Raw genomic sequence first — 12,548 nt, 5'->3', positions numbered from 1 at the left:
CGTTGGCGACGGTTTAGGGGGAAGTCATGACCGCGTTTATTATCGCCAATCTGGCGCCCATCATGTTCGCGACGCTCGTGATCGTGCTGCTGCTCGGCTACCCGGCAGCATTTTCGCTCGGCGCCGTCGGCCTGTTCTTCGCCATCATCGGCGTTCAGCTCGGCCAATTCCACCCGGACTTTCTCCAGGCCCTGCCGGAGCGCGTCTACGGGGTCATGAACAACGACACGCTGCTCGCCATTCCCTTCTTCACCTTCATGGGATTGGTGCTCGAGCGCTCCGGCATGGCGGAGGATCTGCTCGACACCATCGGCCAGTTGTTCGGCACCATCCGCGGCGGCCTCGCCTACGCGGTGGTGTTCGTCGGCGCGCTGCTTGCGGCGACCACCGGCGTCGTGGCGGCCTCGGTGATCTCGATGGGCCTGATCTCGCTGCCGATCATGCTGCGCTACGGCTACGACCGCCGCGTGGCGACCGGCATCATCGCGGCCTCCGGCACGCTGGCGCAGATCATTCCGCCGTCGCTCGTCCTGATCGTGATGGCCGACCAGCTCGGCAAGTCGGTCGGCGACATGTACGAGGGCGCGTTCATTCCGGGCCTGGTGCTCGCCGGCCTCTATGCGGGTTACGCGTTCCTCGTGACCATGATTTTCCCGAAGGCGGCGCCTGGTCTTCCCAAGGAGGCGATCGGCTTCCGCGAGGAGAGCGGCGACCGCGGCCTCAAGTCGCTCGGCGTGCTGTTCCTGGCGAGCTGCGTCTTCGGCTGGTTCATGATGCGGAATTCGGAGACACACGGCGCCGACTTCGTCGTGCTCAGCATGTTCTTCGGCATCCTCTTCGCGTTCTTCGTCGCCGTCGCGAACTGGGTCCTCGACAAGCTGACGGGCTACCGCTTTCTCTCGAAGATGGCGCAACAGACCACCTTCGTCATGGTGCCGCCGCTATTCCTGATCTTCCTGGTGCTGGGCACGATCTTCATCGGTGTCGCGACGCCCACCGAAGGCGGTGCGATGGGTGCAGCCGGGGCCCTCATTCTCGGAGCCGCGAAGCGGCGGCTGACCTGGGACCTGATCCGTCAGGCTACCGAATCGACGGCGAAGCTGTCCGCGTTCGTCGTCTTCATCCTGGTCGGGGCACGCGTGTTCTCGCTCACCTTCTACGGCGTCAGCGGCCACGTCTGGGTCGAGCACCTGCTGACCTCCCTGCCCGGCGGCCAGATCGGCTTCCTGATCTTCGTCAACGCCTTCGTCTTCGTGCTGGCGTTCTTCCTCGACTTCTTCGAACTCGCCTTCATCGTGATCCCGCTGCTCGGGCCGGCTGCCGAGCATCTCGGCATCGACCTGATCTGGTTCGGCGTCATCCTGGGCGTCAACATGCAGACGTCGTTCATGCATCCGCCGTTCGGATTTGCGCTGTTCTATTTGCGCTCGGTCGCGCCGAAGGAACGTTATACCGATCGCGTCACCGGCAAACGCATGGAGCCGGTCACGACGGGACAGATCTATTGGGGTGCGGTGCCGTTCGTCGTCATCCAGATGATCATGGTGCTGCTCGTGATCATGTTCCCGTCGATGGTGATGCACTACAAGGGCGTGCAGTCCACCGTCGATCCCAACAGCATCAAGATCGATATTCCCCAGATCGATCTGCCGCCGCTCGACTTCGGCCAGCCGAAGCAATAGCGCCCGGCCCGCCTGCAAAAAAGAACCCGGAGCGAAAGCTCCGGGTTTTTTCGTTTGGGCCGATCGTGCGCTCTGCGATCAGCTCTGCGAGTTGCGCGCCATGAAGTTGTCATAGCCGACTTCGGCGACCTGGAACCACTGATATCCGTTGTTCGAGAACGCGGTCAGCGATTCGTAGACCTTCTTGAAGTCCGCGTTGGTAGCCGAGACTTCGGTGTGCAGCTCCTTTGCCGCCTTGAAGCAGGCTTGCATGACCTCGGGCGAGAACGGATGCAGCTTGGCGCCGGCCGCGAGCAGGCGCCGCAACGCCGGTGGATTGGCCTGGTCGTACTTCGCCATCATCCAGTTGTTGGCGTAGTGCCCCGCCTGCTCGAGGATGCTCTGATAGTGCTTCGGCAGAGCATTCCACTTGTCCTGGTTGACGAAGGCGAGCAGCATCGGCCCGCCTTCCCACCAGCCCGGGAAGTAATAATGCGGCGCGACTTTCACGAAGCCGAGCTTCTCGTCGTCATAGGGCCCGACCCATTCCGCTGCGTCGATGGTGCCCTTCTCCAGCGCCGGATAGATGTCGCCACCGGCGATCTGCTGCGGCACCGCGCCGAGTTTGGCCATCACTTTTCCGGCGAAGCCGCCGATGCGGAATTTCAACCCGCTGAAGTCCTGGGGCGTCTTGACCTCCTTGCGGAACCAGCCACCCATCTGACAGCCGGTGTTGCCAGCAAGCAGCGAGACGACGTTGTACTTCTTGTAGAACTCGTTGAGGATCTCCCTGCCGCCGCCCAGCATGTACCAAGCCTGGTTGATGCGCATGTTCGGTCCGAACGGCACGGCCGAGCCGAAGGTGAAGGTCGGGTCCTTGCCGAAATAATAATAAGACGCGGTGTGGCCGATTTCGCAGGTGCCGTTCTGCACGGCATCGAGCACCTGAAGGCCCGGCACGATCTCGCCGCCGGCAAATGTCTGAATCTGGAATTTGTTGTCGGTCGCTTCCGCGACCATCTTGGCCATCATCTCGGCGCCGCCATAGAGCGTGTCGAGCGATTTCGGCCAGCTCGTCGGCATGCGCCATTTGATCTCGGGCGTCGTCTGCGCGATCGCTGGAGCGGCGAGCGTGGCGACACCCGCCGCACCAAGCCCGGTGACCTTGATGAAATCTCGTCTTTTCATGATGTCCTACCCTGATGGATTGTGACGATGGGCCTTCTTGCCGAGGCTTGGAGGCCAGCATGGAACATGTGTCGTCCGATTTCCATCCCTCACGATGTGAGGGACGAAAATGCCCAGCTCCCGCGCCATCCGGTCCTACGACTTTAGGCTTAGATCTATAGCCGGTGATCGGAAGACGGAGCACGAAGTGGTGCACACCCGTTGGACGGCTGGCGACCACACGGCGCCATCGAGACGGCGCAGGTTCAACCTGCCGCCGATCCGGCCGCCGAATTGGGGCCGGCTGGCTGCACGCCATCCGCCAGCCTGAACCGCAGCGTGAACTGCGCGCCGCCCCCCGGAAGATTCTCCACCGCAACCGTCGCCGCGTGATCATCCGCCACCGCGCGCACGATCGACAGCCCGAGGCCGGCACCGTCGCTGCGCTGGCGGTCGGCGCGCCAGAAGCGAAGGAAGATCAATTCGCGCTCGGCTTCCGCAATTCCCGGTCCGCAATCGCGCACGCGCACCGCACCGTCTTCGCTCACATCGACATCGACCGACGTGTCCTTTGCCGTGAACTTGATGGCGTTTTCGGCGAGATTGAAGATCGCGCGCTGGAGCATCACGGAATTGCCGTGGATCAGCACCGGCGCCTCGGTGCCCCTCAGCGCGATGTCCTTGTGCTGCGCGATCGCGAGCGGCGCGATCGAACCGACCACCTCGGCGCAGACCGCGCGCAAATCCGCGGTCTCGCCGGGATCGAGCACCAGCGTGTCGAGCTCGGCGATCTCCAGTAGCTGCGCGACGATGCGGCTCATGCCCTCGATGTCCGCATGCAGCGCATGCCGTGCGGCGCCATCGCCGAGCGTCTCGATCCGCGTGCGCAGGATCGCGAGCGGCGTGCGCAATTGATGCGCGGCGTCGGCGGTGAACTGCCGCTGCACCCGAAAGCCGTCCTCGAGGCGGTCGAGCGCCTGGTTGACGGCGGTGACGAGCGGCATGATCTCGCGCGGAATCTGCTCCGTCGGCAGGCGGATGTCCGTGCGCGCCGGGCCGATATTGCTCGCCTCCTCGGAGGCCTTCCATAGCGGCGCAACAGCGCGGCGAAAGATGATGATGTCGATGCCGAGCAGGACCAGCAGGATCGGAATGGTGATCCATCCGACCCGCCGGAAGAAGTTCGATACGATGTCGTCGATGATGACGTCGCGGTGCGCGAGGTCCTCCGCGACGCGAATGCGTATCACCTTGCCGTCGATGGTGCGGGTGACTCCGGCCCCGGAAATCGTTTCGGAGAGCGGCGGTGGCGCGGCCGCCGCAGTGCCGGTCTTGCGCCGCGACGAAAACAGCAGATTCCCCCCGGCATCGCGAATGTCGTACTGGTAGCGGCCATAGGCTTCTGAATAAAGGCCCTTGAGACTGTCCGGCAGGTTGAACGTCAGCAGCCCGTCGGGCTGGGCGACGATGCGCTCGGCCAACACCTCGGCCTGCGCGCGCATGGCATCGCGATGCAGCTGGTCGATCTCTGAATTGAGCAGCCAGAACAGCACCAGCGGCAGGAAGATCGCGACCACCGCGACCGCCACGATGTGCAGGAACACGATGCGCCAGATCAGCGATTTGAACGTCGGCGACCTCCCATGGATCCCGGCGCGGAATCCGGCGTGAGATCCGATCCGGGCCACGCTATTTCTCCTCGGCCATGAGATAGCCGACGCCACGGATGGTGTGGATCACGACCTTGGCGCCATGCTCGGCGAGCTGCTTGCGCAGCCGCGAGACGTAGACCTCGACCGCGTTGGAGGCGACCTCGCCATCGAGGCCGAAGATGTGGTCCTCGACGTTCTTCTTCGGTACCACCCGCCCCTGCCGGCGCAGCAGGATCTCGAGCACCGAGGTCTCGCGCGCGGAGATGATGCGCGGCTGGTCGTCGACGAAGATCTGGCGGCTCTCGGTGTCATAGACGAGGTTGGCGAGGCGCAGCGAGCGGCCAAGCAACTGGCCCGGACGGCGCAGGATCGCCTCCAGTCGCGCCACCAGCTCCTCCATCGCGAACGGTTTTGCGAGATAGTCGTCGGCGCCGCTGCGCAGGCCGCTGACACGATCTTGCAAGCCGCCGCGGGCGGTCAGCACCAGCACCGGCAACGGCTCCATCTGCCGGCGAAGCTCACGCAGCACCGACAGGCCATCGCCGTCGGGTAGTCCGAGGTCGAGGATCATCGCGGCATAGCTGACGCTGCTGACCGCCTCGCGCGCTTCGGCAGCGCTGCCGACGATGTCGCTCTCATAGCCGGCCGCCGACAGCCCGCCGGCAACGAGCCGCGACAGCTCGGCATTGTCCTCGACGATCAGAAGGCGCATCGCATTTTCCCGCGGGATGTTCCGGTGTCACCGCACGGCTTCCGCCGCATCTTCGCTGTCTTCCATCATCCGGGGCATCTCGGCCAGCGAAAAAGCACCCGGCGGGCCGGCCGCTCCCTTCCGTCAGGTTCCTGTAAGCCAGTCCGGGCACGAGCGGATGAGGTCGCGGATGGCCCGGAAATTTACCTCCTTGGGCCCCGCCGCCGTCGGCCCTGCCGAGGAACGAACACCCCCGCGAACCGTTCAACTCAGCTGCAACATTTCTCATTTGATGGGGCGTCGTGCAGACCACCTAAGGTAATGCACATGCGCCTTGCACGACGAACACGTTCCAGCTCCCTTCTATCCGATTGCTTGAGCGCCATCACGCGACATCCAGGCGCCGCCGCGTTTGCTGCCGCAGGTACCATCGTTGCGGCTACCGCAATCATAAACCGGCGGCTCGCGAACAAAGCGCAACGCGATAATCCTCCGCAGGGTCGGTTCATCGACGTCGAGGGGGTTCGCCTGCACTATTTGGAACGCGGCAGAGGCAAGCCGCTGGTCTTGTTTCACGGCAATGGCAGCATGGTCCAGGATTTCGTCTCGAGTGGATTGATCGATCTCGCAGCCGAGAACTACAGGGTCATGGTGTTCGATCGTCCCGGTTTTGGGCATAGCTCGCGGCCAAGGCACGTCGTCTGGACTCCGGATGCCCAGGCGGACCTGTTCAAGAAGGCCCTCGATCAGTTGGGCGTCTCTCAAGCGATTGTCCTTGGCCATTCATGGGGAGCGTCGGTTGCGGTTGCGCTGGCGACAAGACATCCTTCGTTCGTGCAGGCTCTCGTATTGGCCTCGGGCTATTATTTCCCGACTCCCCGCGCGGACAGCGCGGCGTCGGTGCTGTCCGCCCTACCGGTGGTCGGGGACGTCATCAGCTCCACGATTTCGCCGCTAGCCGGTCGGATGATGTGGCCCGCGATGTTGCGCAAGCTGTTTGGCCCCCGGCCGGTCCCGAACAAGTTCGCCGGCTTTCCGAAAGAAATGGCGTTGCGCCCATCACAGATGCGGGCCACAGCGGCCGAAGCGACCATGTTGATCTCCGCCGCATTCTCAGGTTCGAAGACTTATGCAGAACTCAAGATGCCGACGATCATTATCGCGGGCCAGAACGATCGTCTGATCGATATCAAGCAGTCGGTCAGGCTGCATGGCGAGGTCAAGCAGAGCAAATTGCACCGGATCGACGGAGCGGGACACATGATTCATCATTCCGCAACCGCTGATGTGATGGCGGCCATCGACGAAGCTGCTGCCGAGGCCGTGTTGACCCATGGACGGGAAGGCCCAGGCGTTTCGCGAAGCAACGCGTAATCGCTCACGAACAACGCCGCTGATCGCCGTCGGCGAACCTCACGGCTCGTTTGCGGAGGATCGCTTCTGAGCCAACTCGGGCGCGGGACCACACTTCAACCCGCCCTCTCGGTCGAACGGAGACCTTTTCGACCGGGTATGGTATCTGTCGATCGCCCGTTGGCCGAGGTGCCGATTGGTCAGATAAAGCGGGAAAACGAAGCACAATGGTTCCTAGCCAGGTGACGATGCCCTTGTGGCACGAAAAGCACCTCCGGGCTGCCACTCGCGCCGCCGGTGTCGCTCTATGGTCCTGGAACGTTGATACCGACGCAATCACCATGGATGAACCCGCGTACGACCTTTGGGAGGTGCCCAAGGGCGAGCAGAAAATTACGTTCGAGATACTGTCCAAGAACATCCACCCCGCCGATCTTGAGAGGGTGAGATCGGCATTTGCCGCTACTCGCGCAGTCGTTGGCTCTTACGAGATAGATTTTCGTATTCTGACCGGCAGCGATATCCGTTGGATTTCCGCGCGGGGCCAGGGCGACGATGTCGACATCGCGGATCGAACGATGTTCGGTATTTTCCTGGACGTCACCCAACGCAAGCAAGCCGAGGAAGCCAACGAACTCCTGGCGGGCGAGATGAGCCACCGGCTGAAAAACCTTCTCACCGTCGCAACGGCGCTGACGCAAATGAGCTCACGCTCGGCAGCATCAAAAGAGGATATGGCCCAGGAGCTGACCAGTCGCCTGATGGCTCTTGGACGTGCTCAGGACCTTGTGCGCCCGGTACCGGGACGAAATAGAGAAGGGACGCTTCTCGGAGACCTCATCTCTGTTCTGCTTGCGCCGTACGATGAGGAAGGAGCCAGCGTTCGTATTCGTGTCTCGGTCCCCAAGATGAACGTGGGAGAGGCTTCCAGCACAGCACTCGCCTTGGTGATGCATGAACTGGCAACCAACTCTGCGAAATACGGTGCGCTGTCCCTTTCAAGTGGCACCCTGGACGTATCGTGCAACGCTCACGAGGACGAGGTCGTGGTCAAGTGGACGGAGCGGGGTGGTCCCCCCGTTGTCGCTCCAACAAAGCTCGAAGGCTTTGGAAGCCAGTTGGTGCACCGAAGTATGGCCGCCCAGCTTGGCGGGACTATAACTTTTGACTGGTCGGAAGAGGGTGTGGTGGTCATCCTGCGCATGAGCAAAGACCGTCTTGCGAATTGATGTTGAGCTGATTTCCCGCGCCCACTCCTGTCACCCGTCTGCGATTGGCCCTTGGCTTTACTTCGTACGACGCTCCTGAAAAGCCTCTCTGAGTTCGGCCAGTTCATCGCTTGTCGCTCCCAATTCCACATCGGCACGGCTTGCAGGTAAATCCCTGTAAGCAATCGGCTGATCGAACTGGCTGGCCGTAAAGTCGTACCGCCGACCACCGATGCGATTGTAAAAATGGTCGCCGGCCGGCAGCGGCGTCCTCAGCAACTCGCCGCCGAAGAGCTCGTGAATCAGCAGCGAGGTGACGTTGCATTGCCCTGCCGCCGGATTGCTAGCCGTCCATTGACTGGCGGTTGCCAACGACCAGGCCTTGCGCAGCGCGCTTTGAACCTCATCGGGATCGAAGCTCATCATCAACCCCAGACCACCGAGGCGGAAATTTCGGATTATGCGATAATGCCTTTATGCCACTGTTTTGCCCGACGAGTCAAACGGGCGCGCTGAAGTACTCGCGCCTGCCCGCTTTGACGCCCAACAATACGAAATTGCCATCGCCCGCGCGATGCTTGGGCTGCCTGCCAATTAGTTCCATCGCATCAAGCTGTTGGCTGCACTCGCAACGCCTTGTCCTCTCACCCCTCGTCTACTGTGCATGGGGTTGTTTTTCAGATTTTTTGTTGGACGCCCGCCCGTACCGCGGCGACAACGCCGCTCCGCAGCGTCGCCCCAAAGAAAAAGCCCGGCCTCGCGAACGAGACCGGGCGTGTCGTCTTGCGACTTGCTCGAAGATCAGCCGCGGGTGCGCGAGCGGATCATGAAGCTGTCGTAGGTGTATTCGGCGACCTGCCACCACAGATATTCGTCGGAGCGGTAGGCCTGCATGGCGTCGATCGACTTCTTGAAGTCGGGATTCTTGGCCGAGATCTCGCCCCACAATTCGTTGGTCGCCTTGAGGCAGGCTTCCAGAACCTCATTGGTGAACGGGCGAAGCTGCGTTCCGCCGGCGACCAGACGCTTCAGCGCGCCGGGGTTCACCATGTCGTAGCGCGCGGCCATCCAGGTGTTGGTGTTGACGGTCGCGTTGGTGAGGATCGCCTGATAGTTCTTCGGCAGCTCGTTCCACTTGTCGATGTTGGCGAAGGCGTGAACGGTCGGACCGCCTTCCCAGAAGCCCGGGTAGTAGTAGTACTTAGCGACCTTGGCGAAGCCGAGCTTCTCGTCATCGTAGGGACCGACCCATTCGGCCGCGTCGATGGTGCCCTTCTCGAGCGACGGATAGATGTCGCCGCCGGCGAGCTGCTGCGGCACCACGCCGACCTTCTGAAGCACCTGGCCGGCAATGCCGCCGATGCGCATCTTCAGGCCCGACAGGTCGGCAACGGTCTTGATCTCCTTGCGGAACCAGCCGCCCATCTGGGTGCCGGTGTTGCCGCAGGGGAAGCCCACCACGTTCGTCTTCTTGAAGAACTCGTTGGCGAGCTCGTTCCCGCCGCCTTGGTACAGCCAGGAATTCTGCTGGCGTGCATTCAGCCCGAAAGGCACCGACGCGAAAATCGCGAAGGTCGGGTCTTTGCCGACGTAATAATACGACACCGTGTGGCACATCTCGACGGTGCCCTTCTGGGTCGCATCCAGCGCCTGCAGGCCCGGGACGATTTCACCCGCCTGGAAGACCTGAATCTGAAACTTGTTGTCGGTCATCTCGGCGACGTACTTCGCCATCTGCTCGGCACCGCCATAGATGGTGTCGAGCGACTTCGGGAAGCTCGACGTCAGGCGCCACTTGATCTCGGGCGAGGACTGCGCGATCGCCGGCGAGGCCACCGCGGCGGTCGCCGCCGCGCCGGCTGCCGACACTTTCAGGAAATCACGACGCTTCATCTTCAGTCTCTCCTTGTTGGGGCGTTTCCCCTAACTTCCTCTTTGCTGCCGCTCATTCCGGCGACGCGTTCTTGGGCCGCGTCGAACCGAAGGGGCTTGACTGCCGTGGGCCTTTAACACGGAAGCCCTGCTTTCGAAACGCGACATTGGCATGACAGGGCTCTACGAAAGTCGCATGTCCCCAAGGTATTGGTTTCAAGGGATCGGCTTGGATCCGCTTAGGCCGCGGCGATGACGCCCTTGAGCTGGTCCCGCACCTGTCCCGCAATGGCGCGGTAGATCGCCGCATGGGGACCATCCGGCTCGCTGTCCACTACGGGCGTGCCCGCATCCGAGGTGGCGCGAATCGCCATGTGCAGGGGGATCTCGCCCAGGAATGGTACCCCGAGCTTCTCGGCCTCGTGGCGCGCGCCGCCATGGCCGAAAATGTCGGATTTCGTGCCGCATTGCGGGCACTGGAAATAGCTCATGTTCTCGACGATGCCGAGCACGGGCACGTTGACCTTCTTGAACATCGCAAGCCCCCGCCTTGCGTCGATCAGCGACAGGTCCTGCGGGGTCGAGACGATCACGGCGCCCTTCAAAGGGACGTTCTGCGCCAGCGTGAGCTGGGCATCGCCGGTGCCTGGCGGCATGTCGACGACGAGCACATCGAGCTGGCCCCATACGACGTCGCGCAGCATCTGCGTCACTGCCGACATCACCATCGGCCCGCGCCAGATCATCGCGGTCTCTTCCTCCACCAGGAAGCCGATCGACATGATGGCCAGGCCAAAGCGCCTGAGCGGAATCATCTTGCGCTCGTCGTTCAGCTCCGGCTTCTCGTGCAGGCCCGTCAGCCGCGGCACCGATGGGCCGTAGATGTCGGCATCGAGCAGCCCGACCTTGAGGCCGAGATCGCGCAGACCGAGTGCCAGGTTGAGCGCGGTGGTGGATTTGCCGACACCGCCCTTGCCCGAGGCGACCGCGATCACGGCCGCGACGCCCGGAATCTCGGACTGCCGCGCCATCGGCGATTGGGCGCCGCCCTGCGGCGGCGGCTTGTGGGCGTGGACGGGCTGCACGCCCGGCGTGCCGCGGCTGGGAGTTGGCGGCGGTGGCGGCGCCGCGCCGGCCTTCCGCTCGGCGGTCAGCGCCACCATGACGGTGGTGACGCCGGGAATGGCGCGCACCGCGGCCTCGGCCTCGGCCCGGACGGATTCCCAGGCTCGCGCTTCGGCGGCATCGACATTGATCGAGAAGAACACCTTGCCGTCGGCCGCGCTGATCGCGCTCAGCACATTGGCATTGGTGAGCGCGACCCCGCGGGGCGACTTGATCCTGGCGAGGCTGTCGAGAACCTGTTGCTGCGTCACGCTCAAAGCGCATCTCCTAGAATTCAAGATGCCCCATTAGAGCGGAAACGCCCAAAAGGCTACTGCCTGCCGATATCGTCAGCCATCTCGGCGGGCGCGGCCCCCTGCTCCAGGGCCGCCTCGTAGTTGAGCTCGATCATGACCCCGTTGGGGTCGTGGACGAAGATCTGCCAGAGCTCACCGCCGGGCACTTGGCGGGAGTCGAACTTCATCCCCTTTGAGGCCAGCCGCTGCTTCATGCCGTCAAACCCGCGGCTGGCGAAGGCGACGTGGTGGACAACGCCGGAATCCGGCTTTTGTGGCTCGGCAGTCGGAGAAATATCGACGAGGTGCACCACCGGCTTTCCCTCGCTGTACATCCAGGCGCCGGGGAAGGCGAAATTCGGCCGGGCGCCTTTTTCCAGGCCCAGCACGTCCTCGTAGAAGCGGACGGTTTCGGCCAGATTCCGGGTCCGGACATTGAAATGATCGAGCACGCCCACGCTTACGCCGCCCATGCCTTCGCTCCCTTTTTTTGAAGTCCTTAGGTCCACCATCCTAACACAGGCGGGGGCCAAACGAACCCGTTGCCCTCCGGCCTCAAGGGTTTATGGTGCGCCCGATCTGCCGCAATGGCGGAACCGGACGGCCCTCGCCCGGCAAGAACCGTAAAACCCAAACTACGGACAAGGTACTACAGATGGCTAAAGTCGCTTTCCTCGGTCTCGGCGTGATGGGCTTCCCCATGGCCGGACACCTCGTGAAAAAAGGGGGCCATGAGGTCACCGTCTATAACCGCACCGCGGCCAAGGCGAAGGAGTGGGCGGACAAGTTCGGCGGCAAGACCGCGGCGACCCCGAAGGCCGCGGCCGAGGGCCAGGATTTCGTGATGTGCTGCGTCGGCAACGATAACGATCTGCGCGCGGTCACGATCGGTGCCGACGGCGCGTTTGCCGGCATGAAGAAGGGTGCAACCTTCGTCGACCACACCACCGCTTCCGCCGAGGTCGCGCGTGAGCTCGATGCGGCCGCGACCAAGGCCGGCTTCAAGTTCATCGACGCACCCGTGTCCGGCGGCCAGGCCGGCGCCGAGAACGGCGTGCTGACGGTGATGTGCGGCGGCGCGCAGGACGCCTATGCCGGCGCCGAGCCGATCATCACAGGCGCCTATGCGCGGATGTGCAAATTGCTGGGGCCCGCCGGCTCCGGCCAGCTGACCAAAATGGTCAACCAGATCTGCATCGCCGGCCTCGTCCAGGGCCTCTCCGAGGGTATTCACTTCGCCAAGAAAAGTGGCCTTGACGTCGCCGCCGTGATCGAAACCATCTCCAAGGGCGCCGCGCAGTCCTGGCAGATGGAGAACCGCTACAAGACCATGAACGAGGACAAATACGATTTCGGCTTCGCGGTCGAATGGATGCGCAAGGATCTCTCGATCTCGCTGGCCGAAGCCCGTCGCAATGGCGCCAATCTGCCGGTGACCGCGCTCGTCGACCAGTTCTACGCCGAGGTCGAGAAGATGGGCGGCAAGCGCTGGGATACATCGAGCCTGCTCGCGCGCCTGAATCGCTGACACCTCACGAAGTGAT

At 63.0% G+C, this 12,548-nt stretch carries 11 protein-coding genes; 4 read left to right on the top strand and 7 right to left on the bottom strand.

The window, feature by feature from the left end:
* The first annotated feature begins 26 nt into the window (after positions 1-26).
* A complete protein-coding gene (locus IVB13_RS36345; protein ID WP_247406586.1) occupies positions 27-1,682 on the top strand; it encodes a TRAP transporter large permease subunit in 1,656 nt (551 codons plus the stop codon).
* 78 nt (positions 1,683-1,760) lie between these two features.
* On the opposite strand, the gene IVB13_RS36340 is transcribed toward IVB13_RS36345, so the two are convergent.
* From IVB13_RS36340 to IVB13_RS36330, 3 genes are all read right to left on the bottom strand, one after another.
* On the bottom strand, positions 1,761-2,849 hold the full coding sequence (locus IVB13_RS36340; RefSeq protein WP_085395849.1) for a TRAP transporter substrate-binding protein: 1,089 nt from the start codon (positions 2,847-2,849) through the stop codon (positions 1,761-1,763).
* Positions 2,850-3,094: 245 nt separating this feature from the next.
* Positions 3,095-4,516: an ATP-binding protein gene (locus IVB13_RS36335; RefSeq protein WP_247406590.1), complete on the bottom strand. Its 1,422-nt coding sequence runs from the start codon at positions 4,514-4,516 to the stop codon at positions 3,095-3,097.
* A gap of 1 nt (position 4,517) precedes the next feature.
* Entirely contained in the window at positions 4,518-5,192 is a 675-nt protein-coding gene (locus IVB13_RS36330; RefSeq protein ID WP_007592584.1) for a response regulator transcription factor, read from the bottom strand.
* 306 nt (positions 5,193-5,498) lie between these two features.
* Between IVB13_RS36330 and IVB13_RS36325 the strand changes: the two genes are divergently transcribed.
* Positions 5,499-6,545 carry an alpha/beta hydrolase gene (locus tag IVB13_RS36325; RefSeq protein ID WP_085353026.1) on the top strand — a complete coding sequence of 349 codons (1,047 nt, stop codon included), beginning with the start codon at positions 5,499-5,501 and terminating at the stop codon, positions 6,543-6,545.
* Between the two features lie 206 nt (positions 6,546-6,751).
* Positions 6,752-7,753 (top strand): sensor histidine kinase, encoded by a 1,002-nt coding sequence (locus tag IVB13_RS36320; RefSeq protein ID WP_247492406.1) that lies wholly within the window; start codon positions 6,752-6,754, stop codon positions 7,751-7,753.
* Positions 7,754-7,810: 57 nt separating this feature from the next.
* Here IVB13_RS36320 and IVB13_RS36315 read toward each other — a convergent pair whose 3' ends face one another.
* The 4 genes from IVB13_RS36315 to IVB13_RS36300 all read right to left on the bottom strand — a co-directional run bounded on the left by IVB13_RS36315 (position 7,811) and on the right by IVB13_RS36300 (position 11,477).
* The gene (locus IVB13_RS36315) at positions 7,811-8,155 is read right to left on the bottom strand and encodes a hypothetical protein (protein WP_085353024.1); all 345 of its coding nucleotides are present in this window, start codon (positions 8,153-8,155) and stop codon (positions 7,811-7,813) included.
* Positions 8,156-8,533: 378 nt separating this feature from the next.
* A complete protein-coding gene (locus tag IVB13_RS36310; RefSeq protein ID WP_018459388.1) occupies positions 8,534-9,625 on the bottom strand; it encodes a TRAP transporter substrate-binding protein in 1,092 nt (363 codons plus the stop codon).
* Positions 9,626-9,843: 218 nt separating this feature from the next.
* On the bottom strand, positions 9,844-10,986 hold the full coding sequence (locus IVB13_RS36305) for an Mrp/NBP35 family ATP-binding protein (RefSeq protein WP_018459389.1): 1,143 nt from the start codon (positions 10,984-10,986) through the stop codon (positions 9,844-9,846).
* 53 nt (positions 10,987-11,039) lie between these two features.
* On the bottom strand, positions 11,040-11,477 hold the full coding sequence (locus IVB13_RS36300; protein WP_018459390.1) for a VOC family protein: 438 nt from the start codon (positions 11,475-11,477) through the stop codon (positions 11,040-11,042).
* 182 nt (positions 11,478-11,659) lie between these two features.
* On the opposite strand from IVB13_RS36300, the gene IVB13_RS36295 reads away from it, so the two are divergent.
* The gene (locus IVB13_RS36295; protein ID WP_026233796.1) at positions 11,660-12,532 is read left to right on the top strand and encodes an NAD(P)-dependent oxidoreductase; all 873 of its coding nucleotides are present in this window, start codon (positions 11,660-11,662) and stop codon (positions 12,530-12,532) included.
* Positions 12,533-12,548 lie beyond the last annotated feature (16 nt).

Source organism: Bradyrhizobium sp. 17, assembly GCF_023073515.1.
Taxonomy (GTDB): Bacteria; Pseudomonadota; Alphaproteobacteria; order Rhizobiales; family Xanthobacteraceae; genus Bradyrhizobium; species Bradyrhizobium canariense_D.
The sequence above is the reverse complement of the archived record's forward strand: the minus strand, read 5'-3'. Positions and strand labels throughout refer to the sequence as shown.

Bases quoted from the DNA above. Each gene is read 5' to 3' on its own strand.
- IVB13_RS36330 (WP_007592584.1), bottom strand. From the start codon at position 5,192: ATGCGCCTTCTGATCGTCGAGGACAATGCCGAGCTGTCGCGGCTCGTT.
- IVB13_RS36310 (WP_018459388.1), bottom strand. From the start codon at position 9,625: ATGAAGCGTCGTGATTTCCTGAAAGTGTCGGCAGCCGGCGCGGCGGCG.
- IVB13_RS36315 (WP_085353024.1), bottom strand. From the start codon at position 8,155: ATGAGCTTCGATCCCGATGAGGTTCAAAGCGCGCTGCGCAAGGCCTGG.
- IVB13_RS36295 (WP_026233796.1), top strand. From the start codon at position 11,660: ATGGCTAAAGTCGCTTTCCTCGGTCTCGGCGTGATGGGCTTCCCCATG.
- IVB13_RS36325 (WP_085353026.1), top strand. From the start codon at position 5,499: ATGCGCCTTGCACGACGAACACGTTCCAGCTCCCTTCTATCCGATTGC.
- IVB13_RS36340 (WP_085395849.1), bottom strand. From the start codon at position 2,849: ATGAAAAGACGAGATTTCATCAAGGTCACCGGGCTTGGTGCGGCGGGT.
- IVB13_RS36320 (WP_247492406.1), top strand. From the start codon at position 6,752: ATGGTTCCTAGCCAGGTGACGATGCCCTTGTGGCACGAAAAGCACCTC.
- IVB13_RS36345 (WP_247406586.1), top strand. From the start codon at position 27: ATGACCGCGTTTATTATCGCCAATCTGGCGCCCATCATGTTCGCGACG.
- IVB13_RS36300 (WP_018459390.1), bottom strand. From the start codon at position 11,477: ATGGGCGGCGTAAGCGTGGGCGTGCTCGATCATTTCAATGTCCGGACC.